This window comes from Solwaraspora sp. WMMA2080, from assembly GCF_027497395.1.
In the GTDB taxonomy this organism is placed as follows: domain Bacteria; phylum Actinomycetota; class Actinomycetes; order Mycobacteriales; family Micromonosporaceae; genus Micromonospora_E.
In genome coordinates, this window is record NZ_CP114910.1 from 5,930,707 (window position 1) to 5,949,682 (window position 18,976).

At 67.6% G+C, this 18,976-nt stretch carries 14 protein-coding genes, 1 tRNA gene and 1 pseudogene; 5 read left to right on the top strand and 11 right to left on the bottom strand.

The window, feature by feature from the left end:
* Complete coding sequence (locus O7543_RS27220; protein WP_281551248.1) at nt 1-1,242, top strand: DUF1501 domain-containing protein; 1,242 nt, start codon at nt 1-3, stop codon at nt 1,240-1,242.
* On the opposite strand, the gene O7543_RS27225 is transcribed toward O7543_RS27220, so the two are convergent.
* A complete protein-coding gene (locus O7543_RS27225) occupies nt 1,243-2,796 on the bottom strand; it encodes a DUF3824 domain-containing protein (protein WP_281567290.1) in 1,554 nt (517 codons plus the stop codon).
* A 360-nt stretch (nt 2,797-3,156) separates the two neighbouring features.
* Nucleotides 3,157-3,229 (bottom strand) — tRNA-Arg (locus O7543_RS27230).
* 227 nt (nt 3,230-3,456) lie between these two features.
* Here O7543_RS27230 and O7543_RS27235 point away from each other — a divergent pair.
* Together O7543_RS27235 and O7543_RS27240 are read left to right on the top strand one after the other, a co-directional pair.
* On the top strand, nt 3,457-3,924 hold the full coding sequence (locus O7543_RS27235; RefSeq protein ID WP_281551246.1) for a hypothetical protein: 468 nt from the start codon (nt 3,457-3,459) through the stop codon (nt 3,922-3,924).
* 413 nt (nt 3,925-4,337) lie between these two features.
* Nucleotides 4,338-4,655, top strand: a pseudogene (locus tag O7543_RS27240) (iron transporter); the annotation flags it as partial.
* Nucleotides 4,656-4,991: 336 nt separating this feature from the next.
* Here O7543_RS27240 and O7543_RS27245 read toward each other — a convergent pair.
* On the bottom strand, nt 4,992-6,194 hold the full coding sequence (locus O7543_RS27245; protein WP_281551245.1) for a GAF domain-containing SpoIIE family protein phosphatase: 1,203 nt from the start codon (nt 6,192-6,194) through the stop codon (nt 4,992-4,994).
* 172 nt (nt 6,195-6,366) lie between these two features.
* Here O7543_RS27245 and O7543_RS27250 point away from each other — a divergent pair, with 172 nt between their 5' ends.
* Nucleotides 6,367-6,789, top strand: a complete 423-nt coding sequence (locus O7543_RS27250; RefSeq protein ID WP_281551244.1) for a hypothetical protein — start codon at nt 6,367-6,369, stop codon at nt 6,787-6,789.
* Between the two features lie 211 nt (nt 6,790-7,000).
* Here O7543_RS27250 and O7543_RS27255 read toward each other — a convergent pair whose 3' ends face one another.
* The 8 genes from O7543_RS27255 to O7543_RS27295 all read right to left on the bottom strand — a co-directional run bounded on the left by O7543_RS27255 (nt 7,001) and on the right by O7543_RS27295 (nt 17,215).
* Nucleotides 7,001-8,488: an IS66 family transposase gene (locus O7543_RS27255; protein ID WP_281551243.1), complete on the bottom strand. Its 1,488-nt coding sequence runs from the start codon at nt 8,486-8,488 to the stop codon at nt 7,001-7,003.
* Between the two features lie 476 nt (nt 8,489-8,964).
* Nucleotides 8,965-9,795, bottom strand: a complete 831-nt coding sequence (locus tag O7543_RS27265; protein ID WP_281551242.1) for an alpha/beta hydrolase — start codon at nt 9,793-9,795, stop codon at nt 8,965-8,967.
* Nucleotides 9,796-9,814: 19 nt separating this feature from the next.
* Nucleotides 9,815-10,942, bottom strand: a complete 1,128-nt coding sequence (locus O7543_RS27270; protein ID WP_281551241.1) for a cytochrome P450 — start codon at nt 10,940-10,942, stop codon at nt 9,815-9,817.
* A gap of 294 nt (nt 10,943-11,236) precedes the next feature.
* Nucleotides 11,237-12,391, bottom strand: a complete 1,155-nt coding sequence (locus tag O7543_RS27275; protein WP_281551240.1) for an IS66 family transposase — start codon at nt 12,389-12,391, stop codon at nt 11,237-11,239.
* Nucleotides 12,342-12,863: a hypothetical protein gene (locus O7543_RS27280; RefSeq protein WP_281551239.1), complete on the bottom strand. Its 522-nt coding sequence runs from the start codon at nt 12,861-12,863 to the stop codon at nt 12,342-12,344. The genes O7543_RS27275 and O7543_RS27280 overlap by 50 nt, the downstream gene beginning before the upstream one ends.
* 332 nt (nt 12,864-13,195) lie before the next feature.
* Nucleotides 13,196-13,903 carry a TetR-like C-terminal domain-containing protein gene (locus O7543_RS27285; protein WP_281551238.1) on the bottom strand — a complete coding sequence of 236 codons (708 nt, stop codon included), beginning with the start codon at nt 13,901-13,903 and terminating at the stop codon, nt 13,196-13,198.
* 2 nt (nt 13,904-13,905) lie between these two features.
* Nucleotides 13,906-15,372: an MFS transporter gene (locus tag O7543_RS27290; protein WP_281567291.1), complete on the bottom strand. Its 1,467-nt coding sequence runs from the start codon at nt 15,370-15,372 to the stop codon at nt 13,906-13,908.
* A gap of 454 nt (nt 15,373-15,826) precedes the next feature.
* Nucleotides 15,827-17,215 (bottom strand): IS1380 family transposase, encoded by a 1,389-nt coding sequence (locus O7543_RS27295; RefSeq protein ID WP_281550639.1) that lies wholly within the window; start codon nt 17,213-17,215, stop codon nt 15,827-15,829.
* Between the two features lie 831 nt (nt 17,216-18,046).
* On the opposite strand from O7543_RS27295, the gene O7543_RS27300 reads away from it, so the two are divergent.
* A complete protein-coding gene (locus tag O7543_RS27300; RefSeq protein WP_281551237.1) occupies nt 18,047-18,844 on the top strand; it encodes an AfsR/SARP family transcriptional regulator in 798 nt (265 codons plus the stop codon).
* Nucleotides 18,845-18,976 lie beyond the last annotated feature (132 nt).

An 18,976-nucleotide genomic window follows, 5' to 3' on the forward strand; every position in this document is an offset into this window, starting at 1 on the left:
ATGGATCCGTTGACCCGACGCACGTTCCTGCTGGCCTCCGGCGCGCTCGGCGGCGGTGCGCTCGCCGCAGCCGGCCTGGGCATCGCTGAGCTGCTCGCCAAGGGCGACAAGGACGGCGAGCCCGGACCGGCCGACACGTTGGTGATCGTGACGCTGTACGGGGGCAACGACGGGCTGAACACCGTCATCCCGTACACCGACCCGGCCTACCACTCCGCCCGGCCGGAGCTGGCCTACGCCCCCGAGGAGGTGCTCCACCTCGACGGCGCGCTCGGACTCAACCCCGCGCTGGGCGGACTGAAGCGGCTCTGGGACGACAAGCGGTTGGCAGTCGTCCTCGGCGTCGGATACCCCCGGCCGGACCGCAGCCACTTCCGGTCGATGGACATCTGGCAGACAGCGTCGCCCGACGCGCCGATCCGGACCGGCTGGGTGGGGCGCTGGCTCGACGGGATCCAGGCATCGCCGGAAGCGGCCGTCAGCTTCGAGCCGGTGCTTCCGCCACTGCTGGCAGGCGAGACGCGGGCGGGAGCGAGTGTCACGCTCGGCGTACCCCAACTGCCCGCCGGGATCAGCGCGGACATGGTCCGCGCGCTCGGGCGCGAACAGCGGGGCGAGGACGTCCTGCAGGCACGGGCGGCGACCGCGCTGCACGACTTTCTGCGGGTCGACGGCCTGATCCGACGGGTACGGGAGTCCGATCAGCCGTTCGAGGCCGGCGAGGCCGGACACCTCCCGGCCACCGGCACAGGCGGTGAGACGTCACTGGCCACCCAACTCGCGCTCGTGCACCGGTGCATCGAGGCAGGCGTACCCACCCAGGTCTACTCGGTCAGCCTGGGCGGCTTCGACACGCACGCCGACGAACGGCCCGCGCAGGAGCGGCTGCTCAAGGAGGTCGACGGGGCACTGGCCATGTTCATGGACCGGCTGGCGACGAGCCCGGCCGGGCGCAACGTCACGGTCGTTGTCTACAGTGAGTTCGGCCGCCGGGTGCGCGCCAATGCCTCCGATGGCACCGACCACGGGACCGCCGGACCGGTCTTCGTACTCGGCCCTCGAGTCGTCGGGGGCTTCCACGGCGAACAGCCCAGTCTCACCGACCTCGACGACGGCGACCTGAAGGCGACCACCGATTTCCGGGACGTCTTCGGCACGCTGCTCGCCTCCGTACTGCACGCCGACCCGGCCCGCTACCTGGAGGGATACCAGCCGAAGCCACTGTCGCTGATCGCGCTGTAGCTAGTGGTGGCGGTTGGGCCCGTGCGGGTCGGGCCCGACTTCGTCGGGCAACGCCTCGTCGTCGGGCCACGTCTGGTCGTCGGGCGCTGCCCCCTGTCGCGGGGCAGGCGGCGCCTGGTAAGCGGGTGCGGGTGGCTGGTAGATAGGTGCGGGCGGGTATTCCTGCGCTGGCTGTTGTGCCGGATAGGCGGGTGCCGAGGGGTACCCGGGAGTGGGCTGGCCCGGGTATCCGGACGCCGGCGAGAACGGATATGGCGCGGCCGGGGGCACCGGCTCGGCCGACGTCAGCTGGCGGCGGGCGCGGCGCTGCAGAAGCAGCACCACGAGCATGATCAGCCCGATCACCAGCGCGCCGCCGGCCGCGCCGCTGGCCCAGATCAGCCAGCCAGCTCCGCTGGAGAAGCTGTCTTCGATCTTCTGCAGCTCGGTGGCGTTCTGCCGGTACGTCTGGGCGACCGAGTTCACCGGCGAGTTTTCTACGACGGTGCCGAGCTGGCTGATGGCGGTCTCGTAGTCACCGGCGAAGTAGGCGTCGAGCCCGCTGCGGAACAGCTGATCGGTCTCGCCCAACGCGTTGTCGACGCCCGCCTCGGCGAGCAGCGCGGTGATGGTTTGCATCGGCACCAGCGCACGGTTCGCCCGGTCAGGCAGTTCCAGGTCGTTGTCGAGCACCCCGACGACGTGGCCGTTCGTGTCGATCGCCATCCCACCGAGCGAGTGGATGCCGACGTCCTTGTTGACCCGGTACAGCGACGCGGAGCCGCGGGTGCCGGTACCGATGACCTTCACCGGCTTGGAGCGCAGCGAGTACGTCGCCGTGCGGGGATCGACCTCGTCGGTGGCGTAGCCGACCACGACCAGCGAGGCCCCCGGGTCGAGGGTGCCCGACGAGGCCAGCTCGACCGTGGGCAGGTTCTGCTGTTCCAGCTTGACCAGGGCGATGTTGCCGGCGTCGGCGTCCAGCACCTCGGTCACCTCGCCGGGGATCGCCGGGCTCTCCGTCAGACCGCCCGTGGGCGCGACGCCGAGCTGCCCGTACACCTGATGGTCCGGCTCGTCTGCGGCTTCGAGGCCGGTGAAGATGCTCTGGCGGAGGTTGTCGGCGACGTAGCGGTCGAGCGCGTCGGCCTCGAGAGAGTTCTCCGCGATGAGGATGCGTCCGAGCGAGTAGAGGGCGTTCTGCGCCGCGGTGTCCTTCGCCGGCCGTACGCAGAGCCCGTTGGTGATCACCTCGCCGCCGGTGCCGACGACGAATCCGCTGCACCGCCGGGTGAACGTGATCGGCGACGCGCGCAGTGGTGCGCCGGACTGCTTGTCGCGCAGGTATCCGGTGTAGACCACTTCGACGTAGGCCAGTGACGGCGAGGCGATCGCCAGGGCACGCTCATCCAGCGTGTACGGCGGAGCTGCGGCCGCCGGGGTCGGCGTCACAAGGACCACCAGCGCCATGGCGACCGCCGCCGCGTACGCGACGACGCCGGTCAGCCACGGCGCGCCCGTGCCCGCGCCGAGCGTACGGGATGAAACTCGCCTAACAGTCATTTTCGGACTCACAGGTTGGGCTGGTGCTGGTAGCGTCTTCCACCCTACGCACCAGTCGCGAAACACCCGCGTATGGTGACGGGCCTCCGGCACTGTGGCTGTGGCACCCCGAAACGACTCTCCAGGCTGCTGTGCCGGCCGTCACAACGTGTACTCGTGATCGAGCGCGCTTGGCGACTGCCCTGGGCTAGGTGGCGCTGCCGCTGGGGCGCGGACGAGCTTGCGAAGCTGGAAGCAGCGCAGGACCGCGCGGACGCCGACGCTGAGCGGATCTGGGCGTACGAGCCGAGTCTGGCTGACTGCAGATCCTGCTGCCTACGACCGCGATATGCGTACGCGCTGGTCAGCTGGCGTTTTCGCTGATCTCTGGGGTGCCCCCGGCAGGATTCGAACCTGCGGCACACGGTTTAGGAAACCGTTGCTCTATCCCCTGAGCTACGAGGGCGCGAGGGCCCAGTCTAGCGACCTGGGGTTCACCTTGGATGGCAGGGAGTCGCCCACGTTCACCCACGTCACCCGCCCCCGTCCTCCCAGGCCAGGACCACAACTCCAGCACACGAATCCCGGTCTGCGGCCGGCGGTCCGCCCTACGCGGGCGGCACAGCCACGAAGGCGTCGCACAAGGCCGTCTGGCATACCCATGAAGAAGCCGGTGCGTGGGAGACCGGCACGGTGGTGAGCGTCCTGGAGCGTGAGGTCTTCTCGGAGGCGGAGGCTGCCCGGCTCCTTCGGGTGGCGCAGTCGACGCTGCACTACTGGCTGGAGGGCGACGAGCGTAAGGGACGCCGGCACAAACCCGTGCTACGCACCGAGCCGCGCGGCGCCCGTTCGGTCACGTGGGCCGAGTTCGTCGAGGCGGGGCTGTTGCGGGAGTACCGCCGTACCCACCGGGTGCCGATGGTCGAGTTGCGGGCGTTCATCGACCTGCTCCGGGAGGATTCGGGGTGCCCTACCCACTCGCCGACCGCCGACCGCGCGTCCTCGCCGGCCTCCGCTCCGACGTCACCCATCCCGGCGACCCTGGCACGGTCATCCACAAACGCCAACGCCCCCCGTGTCCCATCGCGCTGCCTCGCCGAGCCGCGACCGTTCATCTACGCAGCCACCCGAACCACGATGCGGCAGATCCCGCTGACCTGACGCGGTCGTGAGAGGCCCGGCCCGCAGGCGTCGTTAGGTCGCCAGGCTGACTCGGCAGTGGCAGCACAGCGGCAACGACACGGCAGCGCACCAGCCCTCTGACCGGCGGGTGACTGGTGCTGCCCACCGGGCCACCGATCTGTCGGTGGGGTGAGTAATAGCAGGGCCGTTGCGGGGTAGACCTCCAAGCAGGGGACGCAAGCAGATCGACCCGGAGGGTCACCATGACGACACCAGCCGCGCAGCCGCCCATGCGGACCAGCAACGAGGCCACCGAGGAGCAGCTCGCCGTCGCCCGGCGGCAGGGTCAGGCGTACGGCGGCGCGCTGCGCGCCATGGCCGAGGAGGACGGGGCGCTGAGCCAACTGGCCGGCGACTACCTAGTGGCGTTCGTCAACGAGGAGGCGGAGGGCATGTACGAGCTCTCCGGCGGTCAGCTGGTCTGGCGGGAGGCTGCCCCGGATGCGAACGTGCATCTGGAGGTCGCGGTCGCGGACGCCGCCGACGGCCGGTTCATCCCCGGTCTGGACGTGCGGATCGCGGTCAGCCGGAACGGTCAACCGGTCGCCACCGCCGGCCTGCCGTTCCTGTGGCACCCGTTTCTGTACCACTACGGTGGCAACGCCTCGGTGCCCGGTCCCGGCCCGTACGACGTGACGGTCCGGATCGCGCCGCCGCAGTTCATGCGGCACGACCCGGTCAACGGCAAGCGGTACGCGACTCCGGTCGAGGTGCGCTTCGACCAGGTGATGTTCGCGAACGGGCGCAAGACCAGCCCGGACGCGCAGCCCCGGGGTGCCGACGCCCCGACGATCGGCGGGGACGGTGCCGGCCCACGCGACTGGGCGGACACCGCTGCCGCCTCCCGTACCTCGGACGATGCCGGTGCCCGTACCCCGCACGACGCCGCCGGGGTGCCGTCGATCGGCCGCTGGTAGCGCCCGCGACATCGACTGCAGCCATCGGCGGCGGAGCGCCAACAGTGGCTATCGGCGGCGGAGCGCCAACAGTGGCTATCGGCGGCGGAGCGCCAACAATGGCTACCGGCGGCGGAGCGCCAACAGTGGCTATCGGCGGCGGAGCGCCAACATGGCGATGTCGTCGACCAGCGGTCGGCCGTCCACCAGCGCGCCCATCGTCTCGGCGCAGGCCGTTTCGGCGCTGGTGGCGACCAACGAGTCGCACAACTGACGCAGGCCGTTGTCGATGGTCGGCCCCCACCGCTCCACCAGGCCGTCGGTGAAGAAGAACAGCAGCGCGCCGGGCTCGAGGGGGTGCCTGCGCGCCCGGCGTGGCCGGTGGATGCGGGTGCCGAGCGGAAGGTCCGCCAGCACCGGCAGACTGTGTGCGGCGTGGCCGGCGCCGATCATCACCGGCGGCGGATGGCCGGCCGTCGACACCGACACGACCGTCCGGGTGGGGTCGATCGTCGCGTAGCACACCGTCGCCATCATGCCCGGCTCGAAGTGCTGCACCTTGCGGTCCAGCCGGGCGAGCACGTCGGCCGGGTCGGTGGTTTCCAGAGCGTACGCGCGCAGCGCGCTGCGCAGCCGGCCCATCACGGTGGCCGCGTGCAGCCCGCGTCCGGTGACGTCGCCGATCGCCACGCCGACCCAGCCGTTCGGCAGCGGCAGTACGTCGTACCAGTCACCGCCGACCCCGGCGTCGTGGCCGGCTACGTACCGGGCGGCGAACTCCAGCCCGGCGACCGCCGGTAGTTCGGTGGGCAGCAGGTCGTACTGCAGCGCCAGGGTGGCGGCGCGGTCGACCTGGCTTTCGCGGGCCTGGTCGGCCAGGGCGATCCGGTCGGCCAGCAGCCGCAACATATGTTCGTCGTCGCAGGCCGGCCCGCGTCGTCGGGTTGCCACGTGCAGCACCCCGCCGACCGAGCCGCCAATCGTCACCGGCACCGCCAGCAGCGACCGGATGCCCTGCCCCTGCAACGCCGGATGCGCCAGCGCGTCGTCGTCAGGGTCGGTCAGCATGACCGTGTCACCAGTGGTCAGCACCTTGCCGGCGTACCCGCGACCGAGCGGCAGCCGGGCCGGCGGTTCGTGGCCGGCCTCGATTCCCCAGGCAGCTGCGGTGACCAGCTGCTGGGAGTGTGCGTCGAGCAGGCAGACGGCGGCGGAGTCGGCGCCGAGCAGCCCGCCGGTGCGGGCCAGTGACTCGACCAGCAGCGCGTCAAAGCTCAGCCGGGACAGGGCAGGGTCGGTGATCGCCTCGATGCGTTTGAGGCGCTCGTCCGCGTTCCCACCCTCGACTGACACGAACGCAGCCTAGAGGACTGGTTCCTCACCGGCGACCACACCGGCAACCCGGCCTCCGGGCTGCCGGTGTGGTCCGGGGGCAACCAGGTGCGCGTACACGTGCACGGCGCGGCGTACTTCGACCGGCTGGTCGAGGTCGTCGACGCGATGGGCGACGGCGACCAGCTGTTCTTTGCCGACTGGCGGGGCGACCCTCGACCAGCGGTTACGCCCGGACGGGCCGACCGTGGTCGATCTGCTGTCCGCCGCCGCTGGCCGGGGCGTGGCGGTCCGTGGCCTGGTCTGGCGCTCCCACCTCGACGTGCTGATCTACAGCGCGGAGCAGAACCGAAACCTGGCCGAGGAGATCAACGACGACGGCGGCCAGGTGCTGCTCGACCAGCGGGTACGCCGGTTCGGCTCGCACCACCAGAAGCTGGTGGTGGCCCGCCACCCCGGCCGCCCCGAACGGGACGTCGCCTTCGCCGGCGGGATCGACCTGTGTCACAGCCGGCGCGACGACGCCGCCCACCTGGGCGATCCGCAGCCGGTGAGCGGGCACCCGAGCAACGACTTCGGGGTGGCGGACAGCAGTCCATGGTGGCTGCAACCCTGAACAGCGACTACGGGGGCCACGCGGCGTGCGGCCGGACCGGATCGGGAATGGACCGTGTGTAGCGAACCGAGTATGGACCACCCATGACTGAACGTGTCCGGGTGGGTTGTCGTACAGCTGGAGCACCCGGCGCATCTTGGCGGTGAGTTCGGGGTCGGTGCTGGCCTTCCACGTCTTGCTGTAAACATTCACCTCTTGTGAGGGCGCGGGGTCAGCCCTGGAGGATGTGGGCGGTCTGCGGCATCCAGGGGTTCCCTGTGACGGCGTCGCGGAGTGCGGTCATGGCGTTGACGCCGTGTTTGACCGCAGTGGATAGGTAGCTGCGGATGGTCAGCCGGTCGCGGGTGGCTTTCTCGCTGGTGAGCCGGCCGGAGATCTTCTGCTGGGTCTTGTTCGGCCGTAGGTCACGCTCGGCGAGGTTGTTCGTCGGCGGAATGGTGGTGTCGTAGCAGAACCGCAGGACGTCGTCGTGGCGGTGGTGGAGATCCTCGAGTAGGTTGCGGCCGGGCGGCTGCCTGTCGCGGGGGCCGCCGACGCGGGGGACGTCCTTACGGCCGACGATCACGCCGTCGCGGAACTCGCGGACCAGCGGGTCACGCACGGCGGGGTCGATCTCGGCCTGTCCGGCGGCGCGGGCGAGGTTCGCGGCGTGGATCAGGCCGCGTAGCGCCCGCTGGCACTGGACCGGCCAGACGTGGTCGGGGTAGGTCTCGGCCGCGTCTTCGAGATCGCGGAGCAGATGTGCGCAGCACAGTTGGTGCCGCACCCCGTCGGCGAAGTTGCCGGCCTGGTCGTAGACGGTGTACCGGTCGTGCACGGCGACCCCGGTGAACGCCGGCCCGATCCCGATGGTGCGGAACTGTTCGCCGCTGCGACGCTCAGCCAGCGCGTACAGGGTGTACCGGCCGGTCGACGCGGACCATACGTACCCGTTGCGGCCCGCGGCACCCGCTCGGATCGTGGTCTCGTCGAAATGGACCACCTCGGCCAGGGTGATCAACGCCTTGATCATCGTGACGATGTCGGTCACCGCCGCCGCGACGGCGGCGAGGACCTTGTGGACGAACCCGGCCGACACGCGGGTGCCGGCCAGATCGGCGATCAGCCGCACGCACCGCTCGACCGGCACGTGCTGCACGATCAGCAGGTACACGGCGAGAGCGCGCAGGTTCGCCCCGTACACCCGGGTGTTACCCACCCCCGCCTGCTTCGGCGGGGCGGCGACGTGCTTCCGGCCGCAGCCGCACCGGACCCGGTACTGCCGGTACTCCACCGTCGACGCGGTGACCAGCGGCACGTCGGTGACCTGACTGGCCGACACCACCCCCTCGTCGACAGCCCCCGCCAGGTCCGTCCCGCACTCGCACGGCCCGCACGGACGCTGGTCAACCACCCGGACGTCGGCCTCGTCCAACCAGGGCAGATACGATCCCGGCGCACCGGGCTGTCTACCTCGCCCCGGCTTCTTCCCGCCCGAGCGCCCACCGCCGGCGGGCTTGCTCCTACCCGACCGGCCAGGCAGATCATCGGTCGAGGGCGGCATCGAGGAGTTTCGGCTGTTCCGCGAGATCAACCGCTTGATCTGCTCCAACTCCGCACGTAGCCGTTCCACCTCGGCCGTCTGATCCGCCAACTGAGCGGCCTGATCACGGACCACCGCGATCAGCTCGTCCCGCGACAGCGCCTCCGGATCAACCACCCGGGCACAAGATCACGATCGGTCCGAGACGGCAACCACCCCCAGCTCGGCCCGGCGAGTCACGCTACCCAACAGCAAACCCGCCAGCAAGACGTGAATGTTTACGTCTTGCTGGCCTGCCAGGACATCCCGCGTTCGTGCAGGATCCGCCGGAGGAGTCTCGACGCTGATCGTGGTGATGTGGCCCGCAGTGATGAGGTATTCGTGCAGTTTGATTAGGGACCAGCGGGAGAAGGGCTGACCGAGGAAGCGGGGTCGCACCGGGCGATGACGCAGAACCAGTCTCTGGTCTGCTCATCGATCCGTCTCGGTGCGCCCCCGCTCCATTTTGGGTTCAGGGCGTCGAACCCCCGCTCGTCCGAGGCCCGTAGCTGGTTGGCGACGCTGGTCGATAACCAGGCTAGAGCCACCACCAGCAGAGTCGGATGGGCGAGCGCGGCGTCTCGATTGCTGTCGCGTCGGGCCCGTGGCTCCTCTTAGCTGTCAGCGAAGGCGACGATGTCCGCGACGAGTCGATCGGCGGCGGTCACCGCCAGTCCGTGCGCGGCGTCGTCATAGACGACGAGCCGACTGTCCTTGATCAGCTCTGCGGTAGCCTCACCGCATTGGGCTAGGTCGGCGATCGGGTCGCGGGCGCCGTGGATCACCAGGGTCGGCACGGTGACGCTCCCGAGGTCCTCGCGGAGCTCGCTGGTGAACAGCAGCCGGTAGGACTCGATGGTGGCCCGACTAGAGCACTGCAGCGCCTGATCGCTGAACCACTCGGTGAACTCCGCCGACAGCGGAATGTCCTTGGCAGATGCGCCGACGCCAGCGTAGAAAGCCATCGAGATCTCCGAGTAGTACCTGGGTCGATCCGTCCGTAGCTGCTCCAGCATCTGATTCACCTCATTCGCCGCCGATCCATCGCGGTCGTCGGACGAACTGACGAGGGCTGGGGTGACGGTAGCGATCAGCACGGCTCGGCGAACCCGGTCGGTGCCGTGCCGTGCGATGTAGCGGACCAGTTCAGCACAACCCATGGCGCTTCCAATGAGCGTGACATCTGTCAGGTCAAGCGATTCGATCAGCCGGGCGAGGTCGTCGGCGAGGGTGTCGTAGTCGTAGCCGCCCCAGGCCCAGTCCGATCTGCCGTGGCCGCGACGGTCGTAGGCGACGACGCGGAACCCTGCGGCGTCCAGCGGAGGCAGATGCTTGTCCCACATCTGAATGCCCATGGTGGCGCTGCTCAGCAGCACCATCGGCGGGCCAGCTCCGCTGTCGACGTAGTGGATGTTCGTGCCGTCGTTTGCTCTGAAGAATGGCATGCGGATCTCCAATCATTTGTCACCAGGTGACCGGTAGCGATTCGATGCCGTGGAACACGGTTCCTCGGCGAAACAGCGCCTCGGGCTCGTCGGTCGCCAGTCGCAGGGTCGGGAACCGGGTGAACAGCGCCTCAAGGGAAATTGCCATCTCTAGGCGAGCTAGTGGCGCGCCCTGGCAATAGTGTGGCCCGATTCCCCACTGTAGATGTTCCTGGGAATTCCTGTATATGTCAAGATGGCCCGGATTCGGGAAGACCTCCGGGTCATGGTTGCCGGCCGGGATGGATATGACAACCGCATCGCCTTTTCGCATCTGTCGTCCACCGAGTTCCAGATCTTCGAGCACCAGGCGTACGATTGCGTCTTGCGAGATAGACCAAAATCTCATTGCTTCTTCGATGAACTGTGGGACCAGTGCGCCGTCGTCGGCAAGTACCGAGGCGCGTAGCTCTGGGTCGAGCAGCAGGCTGAGAATATTCAGTGCGATCTGATTAGTGGTGGTCTCGTGGCCGGCAACGAGGACGAGTCGTGCAATTCCTACGAGTTCCTTGAGGGTAATTTCTCCGGTTGCCAGATTGTTCGAGGCGAGCTGGCTGATGAGGTCGTCCTGCGGGTCGTGCAGGCGGCGCTCCGCCAGGTCGGCCAGATAGTTCGACATCTCCTGGTACGCTGCGAACGATCTAATCGGATCTTCCTGCGACATCGTGATTCTGGTCTTCTCCACGAAAAAAGGCGAATCCTCGTCGGGGACGCCGAGTAGGTTGGCGACCACCAATGTTGGCAACTTCCTGGAGAACGCGTCGTGGAGATCGACCGGTCGGTGCCGGGAAGCGACATCGTCCAGCAGTTGTGTGGTCAGTGCCTCGACGGCAGGGCGCATGGATCGGACCCGCCGTGCGGTGAACTGCGAAGCGATCATGCTTCTGAGTCGGTTGTGTTCGGGGTCGTCCATGCGTAGAAACGACGAAGGTCGGTCACCTGGCGGAATCTGAATTCGTACCGGCGCGCCTGGTAGCAGCTCATCAGCGCTGAGCCGTGAATCCATCAACGCCTGTCGAACGTCGGGGTGTTTGGTGACCAGCCATGCGCGCCTCGCCTCAGTCGCCCCTGCTGGGATCAGCACGGCGCAGGGCAGTTCCTTACGCAACTCGTCGAGGATCGGGGGGACGGTGCCCTCGCAAGGCCGCGGGAATGGCCACTTCAGGACGCGTGTCTCTTCGTGTAGCGCCATTAGAGCCTCTCGCATGTCGATTGGAAAGACTCGGTCCTGGTGCTCCATCGGTTTGTTCTCATTGCAACATTATTGAATATGGCACTGACAATGCGCTGACTGTTCGTAAGTAGTCCCAAGTCTCGTGGGGTTGGGCGACGCGGTTTGTGGGCATGCTGATGGTCGGCGTGGCCGGGTGTGGCGTCGCCGTCGCGGTGGTCGGTGTGGGTGTCAGCCGGTCGGGGGTGGCTGGGCCCAGGTGTGCAGGTCGGCGGGGGACGCGGTCCAGGGCAGGAATCGTTGGAGGTCGGGGCCGGTCAGGGGTCTGCCGCCGTTGCGACCGCAGGCGTCGAGGTAGGCGGTGAGGTAGGTCAGGACGTTGAGGCCGGCCTGTTCGGCGGTGGCGGTGACGGTCCAGACGGTCGCGGCGAGGCGCGCGGCGTCGTCGGTGCGGGAGCCGTAGGCGTTCTTGCGGGTGATGACGGGCCGTCGCAGTGCCCGCTCGGACGTGTTGTTGTCCAGGCTGATCATCGGGTAGTCGCGGTGCGCGGTCAGGCCGTCCCACTCGCGGTCCAGGGTGGCCAGGGCCTTCTTCGCGGGTTGTTGCAGGCCGGGGCTGGCCATCTGGGCCTGCCGGGCGGTGTCGATCGCCTGCAGGGCGGTGTCCCAGGCGGTGTACGCGTCGTCCAGCCGGGTCGCCGCCGTCCCTGCGGCGGCCGTGGATGCGTTCCACGCGTCGGTCAGCTCGTCGTGGGCGTGGTACAGGGCCTTGATCCGGTCCAGCCAGTCTCGGGTCCAACACGCCAGTTGGGTCGGGTTCGCGTCCCCGGCGCGCACGAAGTACCGGCGGACATGGGCCCAGCAGTACAGGTTGGTCAGGCCGTCGGTCCTACGCCCGGCCGAGGCGTAGACGGTGTAGAAGTCGCTGGAGACGACCAGCCGCCGTGGCCCACCATCAGCGTGCGGGGTCAGCTGTCCGGTGGCGGTGTCGATCCCGGCGTGGCGGGCCAGAACAGCGCCGGCGCGGGTCGGGTCCATCACGAAACAGGTGGTGTCCGCGCCGATGAACACCCACAGCCACCAGCGGGCCGGCCCGTCACCACCATCGGGGGTGAACACGTGCCACGACGTCTCGTCGGCGTGCGGATGCCACGAATCACGGGACCGGGCGACAATCCGCTCCTCCAACGGCGCCAGCAACGTCCCGGCGGCCGCGCAGGTCCCGACCAACGTCGAGGAGCTGACCTCGGCGCCCTGGCGTGCCAGCCCGGCGATCAGGGAGTTCCGGGAGCGCCCGGCCACGAACCGTTCGACCAGCAGCATCGCGATGAACCCGTTACTGAACCGGCCCTTGCCGACCGCTTTCGGCGGGCCCGGCGCGGTCACCGTCCTCGCCCCGGCACACCGGCACCACCACCCGCACCGTCACCCGCCAATCGACCTGCTCGAAGGCGTGATCGTCGAACGCCTCGAACCGCGACGAACAGTCCGGGCAGCAGTACCCGCCCCCGGCGAAGTCCCACACCACCTCCACCCGCGGCAGATGCGAGTAATCCCTGCGACCGGCCCGCCCTCCCGGCCCTCGCCGCGGTGCCCTCTCCCGCTCACGCTCGCCAGGCTCACCGCCATACCCACCCTGGCCGTCACCGTCGCCCGCCGTCGGCTGCGGCCGAACCCGCTCCGACGAACGCCCGAACACCAACCGCTGCAACACCGCCAACTCCGCCGACACCCGCTCCAACTCGGCCTCACGCCGCACATCACGTTCCCGCAACCGCTCGTTCTCCACCCGCAGCGCCGCGTTCTCCTCCCGCAACTGCCCGGCCAACCGCTCCCACCGCTCGTTGGCCTCCACCACCCGAGCCAGCGCAGACCTCAACCCCGCGTCAGCATCCGCCTCCACCGAAGCACCAACCGAGACCGTCACGGCCGCAAATCAACACCACCACGGCTGCCGGAGCACGCACCAACTGTCCGACTACACAAAGTCACCCACGGGAACTGGGACTACTTACGACTGTTCGAGCAGTTAACTGATTGACGTGCGGGGTACGTGTAGGACGCACGCGTAGTCGTGGACAGGAATTGATATCTCCCTGTCCACGACTCGTGCCGCTGCGGAGCCTGGTGCTCCTGCGCACCGCTGCTCCGGCCCTATTCAATATGTTTAAGCCCTATTGAATCGATGAGTCAGGAATTTGCGGGCAGCCCCACGAAGCGTCCCATCGCCTCTGCTGCGTGGTCGAAGAAGGCGTCCGGATCCGCCGCAAACCCCTGCACGTGTCCGTAGACACTGAAGCTGACCATACCGAGCAACTGGGTCCACGCAATTAGGGTGCGAGAGATGGTCGAGTGTGGAATTCCAGCGAGGAATCCATTCGCGAGTGCGGACACGTTCTGTTCCATCCCGTCGCTCATCGGCGGTTCGTCGGCGATGCTCAGTGTGCCGGCCTGGTGGGCCTGCCTGAGCAGGCCCACGAGAACCGCTGCGGCTCGGGCGCCGACGACCATCGTCTCCGCAGGGGCGCTGTAGTCGGGCTGTGGCGGTCCCCAGATCAGCGCGTACCGCTCAGGATTGTCCTGGGCCCACTTGCGAATCTCGCGGCAGGTGGACGACCACTGCCCAAGAAGGCCTTCGTCGGCAGCCGCCTGGGCACCCCGCTCGGCGTGATCGCCCATGTCCCGATATGCGTCGAGGATCATTGATGTCAGTAGCTGTGCCGGGTCGGAGAAGCAGCGCTGGACCTCGGCCTGCGGGACATCCAGGTCGGCGGCGATGCTCGCGAGCGGCAGACCTGCGGTCCCGGGCCGGGCCAGCCGGGCATACGCCTCATTCTTGACCCGGACGGCCAACTTGTCGTCTCGGCGGTAGTCATGTTGCATGAAGTCGTTTCCCATCTTCAGTTTGCTACGGTGCGGTGCCGGGGGAGGAACTGAACCAGCAGGCCGATCGCGACAGCGAACCCGATCAACCACAGCACCCCAGCGAGGAATGCCGGTGCGTAGGTCATCGGATCAGTGAAGCCCTCCAAGCGGTTGTAGAAGACCACCCCGACGATAGCCACGCCCACCGCACCGCCGACCTGCTGCGAGGTGGCCAGCACGCCTGAGGCGGCGCCGGCGTACTCCGGATCGAGGTTGGCTAGCACCGTGTTGGTCAATGGGGCGAGCACGAGTCCCATGCCCGCGCCGGCGAGTACGAAGCCGGGCACCAGTACTGCGGTCCGTCCACCGATTCCGATGTCCGAGACGATCATGTACGTGATGATCAGTCCGATGAACATCACGACCGACCCGACTGTTAGGACATGTCGACCGAGTCGTTGGGAGATCGCTTCCGCACGCAACGAGGTGATGAAGTAACCTGCGGCGATCGGGGTGAAGATGATGCCAGATTGCAGGGGCGTCATACCCTGCCCTTCCTGCAGATAGATCGCGAGGAAGAGGAAGAACGAACCCATCAGCATGTTGAACAGGACCGTGACCACGAGTCCTACGCTAAATGCGCGTTCACGGAAGAGTCGGACGTCGATCAGTGGTCCGCCAGCGCGGGCGAGCAGCGCCCTCTGGTGCCGCACGAACGCGGCGAGGGCGGGAACAGACGCCGCCAGCATGATCCAGGTCCACATCGGCCAGCCGCGCTCGCGCCCTTCGACCAGAGGTAGGACCAGCGCGACCAGCCCTGCGGCGATCAGCACGGTGCCGACGAAGTCGAGCCTGGTCCGGTTTTCAGCGCGGGACTCGGGCACGAACCGTAGCGTGAGTAGCAGGGTGGTGATCCCGATCGGGACGTTGACCAGATAGCAGTTGCGCCAGCTGAGCCCCAGGAGGTCGGTTTCGATGAGGATGCCTCCGATGAGCTGTCCACAGACCGAGGCGAGTCCGAGCGTCACGGCGTAGGCGGTGAAGGCACGGGCGCGCGCTGCACCGGTGTAAACCACTCCGAGAATGGCCAGCCCTTGCGGCATCAGAAGCGCGGCCGACAGGCCCTGAGCGATCCGGGCTGCCACCAGGAATTCCGCGGTCGGGGCCAGGCCGCAGGCAGCGGAGGCCGCAGTGAAGCAGGCCAGGCCGATGAGGAAGATCCGACGGCGACCGTAGAGGTCGCCGATGCGGCCGCCGATGATCAGGCCAGTTGCCAGCGACAACCAGTATCCGGCGATGATGAACTGAATCGCCGCCGGGCTCGCGTTGAGCTCGCGTTGGGTCGACGGGATCGCGACGTTCACGATGAAAAAGTCCAACGCGACCATGAAGATGGCAGCCAGGATGATGGGCATGATCACCCAGCGGGGCGTGGTGCCCGTCGGTGGATCGGCGGGTCGTTCAGCTGTGGCTTGGCCTGCCGACGCCGTGGTCTCAGACACCTGACCTCCCTCTTGTGTGCTTGCGGGGTCCCACGTATTCCGACGGGCTGCCGTCGAGGCAGCACCGCGCACCGCATTGCTCCTGGCAGAACAACCGGCGGCGATGCGGCGAAGGGGCGATGTCCCGGTGCCGGCGGCGGTCTGACCAGGTTGTCATACGTGGAGCTTATCCGTAGCAATTTTGGTGACTATGCTCAATTGTGTCGATTACTTCGTGGGTAATGAGGACCGGGCCCGGGTCGTTCGCTGTGGCTGCAGCCGAGTGCTGGGCTCAGCCTCGATCCACCGACGCGGTTGCCGCTGAATGTTGGTTGATCATTTCTGTATTGGGTGGTGCGGCGGGCGTGAGGGAGTCGCCGATCACGTGATCGGCTTGCTCCGAGGGTGAGTGTTCGGGGTGGAACGGGATTGTGGCCTGTGGTCGGGCCGCCTGGTTTCGGCTGGTGGGGTGTGGTCAGCCGGGTGCCGGCTGGACGGCGGTGAACAGGTTGTCGAACGCCGCCTGCCAGGGCCAGTACTCGGGCAGGTGTAGGTGGATGGTGCGGGCCCGGTGGGCGAGGCGGGCTGCGACGGTGATGATCCGGGTCCGGATGGTGGCGGGTCTGGCGGTCGACCAGGTGCCCGCGGCGAGGTGTCCGGCGGCGCGGGTGAGGTTGTGCGTGATCGCGGCGCAGGTCAGCCAGGCGTCGTTGGCGCTGAAGTGTCCGGAGGGCAGGTGGGCGAGGGGGCCGGCGATCAGGTCGGCGTTGACCTGCTCGATGATCGCGTGTTGCCGGTGCTGGGCTTCGGCCTGTACGAGGGTGTACGGGCTGTCGGTGAACACGGCGTGGTACCGGTAGGTCGGTAGGAGTTCGTCCTGGCCGGGGATCTGTTGCGGGTCGTCGCGGCGGACGCGGCGCACGATCAGCCGGGCGGTCGCCTCGTGTCGGGTGCCGGCGAACGCGGTGTACGTGGTTTCGGCGATCTGCGCGTCGGAGATCCACCGGCCGGCGTCTTCGTCCCGGACGGCCTGCGGATAGGTGATGTCGACCCACTGGTCGGCGGCGATGCCGTCGCACGCGGCGCGGATCTTCGGGTCGATGCGGCAGGTGACCGAGAACCGCACGCCACGACGCCGGCAGCCGCTGATCACCGTCTTGGCGTAGAACGCCGAGTCCGCTCGCACCATGATCTCCCCCGAAGCGCCGCATGCCCGGGCGGTCGTGATGGCCTCGGCGATCATGGTGGCGGCGCCCCGGGACGAGCCGGCGTTACCCGACCGCAGCCTCGTGGCGGCGATCACCGGCGCGGACAGCGGGGTGGACAGCGTCGCGACCAGGGGGTTGTAGCCGCGCAGGTAGACGTTGTAGCCGCCGACCTTGGCGTGGCCGAACCCGATGCCCTGCTTCTGCTTGCCGTACACCCGCCGCAGCATGGAGTCGATGTCCACGAAGCACAGGGTGTCGGCGCCGGTCAGGATCGGTGCCCGGCCGGTCAGACCGATCAGGGTGTCGCGGGCGGCGGCCTGTAACTGCCGTACGTGCCCGTGGGTGAACGTACGCAGGAACGACCCGAGCGTCGACGGCGCGTACACGCTGCCGAACAGCGACCGCATGCCACCGTGCCGGGCGATGTCGAGGTCGTCGATGCTGTCCGCGCCCGCGAGCATCCCCGCCACGACCGTGGCGACCTTCCCGGCGGGGTTCGCGCCCTTGTCCGTCGGCAGCCGCACCCGGTCGGCGACCGCGTCATGCAGACCGGCCTGCTCGGCCAGGCGCATCACCGGAACGAGACCGGCACACGACACCAGATTCGGATCGTCGAACGTCGCGCGCACCACCGGCGCGTCCTGGCGTATTCTCACCTGCGAGGTGCCCTCTCGAACCGAGCGATAGAAGCGTCAGAACTCCTATCCTTCCAGTTCAGAGGGCACTTTCTATAGCCGGGGTCCTGCCGGTCCGACCTTCATCGGTGGATCGAGGCTCAGTGACGTCGTTGGTGCGCACGCTGGATCCGGTTGGGCTCCGATCGTGGCCACTGCGGTCCACGCTGCGTCCTGCCCGGCAGGATGCACTCTTTGGCAGAGTACATCCTATAATGCGATAGTAGTGCGATGTGACACAAATCTCTTGATGTCCATTGGCATCACCCATGGTGATGGATGGGTGCTTAGGGTGGATCAAGAAAGTGTCTTGTGTTGGGCTCTGGAGCAAGGCGGGTCCCGGACCGCGCGCGGCGACGACCTGCTCCAGTGGCGAGCTATCAGGGTGACGACTGGTCGGTGTCCGCCTTGTCGGGAGCTTTTCGTCGGCGTGGCCGACCGTAGCTCGTTGTGCATATCGTCGTCAGGTCGATCCGATGCCCTACCTGGCACGTAATTGACCACCTTGGGTTGCGCGGCAGTGTGTATGCATCTCCTGCTACTGCAACTGGTTGGAGGGTCGATCGTATCGCTTGACGGTTACCTGTCCTAGTTCGGTCATTCTTCTGCCTGATATACCGCGTCACTGCTTCGGAAATGATCGATACCATTGACGAGTGCAACTTCTACAGGTAGCCTCACTGGGGAGGGTGAGCGGAGCCTTCTTGTTGCTAGCATTTCACTTCCTTGGTTCAAGCTGCTCCATTGATGCGGGGGCATAGTTCAACTCTGGTTCTGTCGTGGCCGGCAAGCGAACGCACTGGAGGGGTTGGCATGGAGTTCTGGATCCTGGGTAGAGTGGCGGTCGGATCCAGGGATAAATTGATCCACTTTCGAAGTGGAATGCAGTGTTCGCTTCTGGCGGCCTTGCTTGCTGCTGAGGGGCAGGCGGCTTCGGCCGGTATGCTGATAGCCGAGCTGTGGGGAAATGATCTGCCTGATCAGGTTGAGAACGCACTACAGGCGCACGTCAGCCGGCTACGACGGAAGCTCCAGTCGATCGAGCCCGAGCGTGCTGCGTCCCGGCTCCAGGCCCAGACGTGCGGCTATCGTCTCGCCTTGGACGGCGCGAGCGTGGACGCGATGACCTTTACGTCGGCGTTGAATGACGCGAGAGCTGTGGCGTCGTCGTGCCCTGCCGAGACCGCCTACCGACTGCGGTCGGCTCTGGCGCTGTGGCGTGGCCCAGTCTTCGGCGGCGTTGCGGTCGGGCTGACTGCGCAGGCCGCCGCAGCCCGCATCGAGGCATCCCGGATCGCCGCCCTGGAACTGCTCTTCGACATCGAGTTGCAGCTTGGTGGGCACACACAAATCGTGCCGGAGTTGACTGCACTGGTCCGTGCCGAGGCGCCCAACGAACGGCTCTGCGAGCAGCTGATGGTGGCCCTCTACCGGTGCGGTCGCCAGACCGATGCGCTCAGCGTCTACCAGTGGATGCGCAACCGGATGGCAGAAGAACTGGGGGTCGACCCGTCTCCCATGTTGCGTAATCACGAGCGGGCCATCCTGTCCCACGATCCGGAACTGCGGCCCAACGAGGACCACCTGATCCTTCGGGACCGGGTGGGCTGACCCAGATGGGGCCGCGCGCTGCTGCCGCTGCGAGCCTTCATGCCGCAGAGACACATGCGTCTCACTGCGGTATTCCGCCTGACCGCAGCGTTCAGCCGCCGACGACGGGTGCCAGGGCCGGGTCAAGTTTTT

Coding starts and splice junctions, on each gene's coding strand:
- O7543_RS27300 (WP_281551237.1), top strand. CDS start 18,047: ATGGAGTTCTGGATCCTGGGTAGAGTGGCGGTCGGATCCAGGGATAAA.
- O7543_RS27220 (WP_281551248.1), top strand. CDS start 1: ATGGATCCGTTGACCCGACGCACGTTCCTGCTGGCCTCCGGCGCGCTC.
- O7543_RS27265 (WP_281551242.1), bottom strand. CDS start 9,795: ATGCCATTCTTCAGAGCAAACGACGGCACGAACATCCACTACGTCGAC.
- O7543_RS27285 (WP_281551238.1), bottom strand. CDS start 13,903: ATGGGAAACGACTTCATGCAACATGACTACCGCCGAGACGACAAGTTG.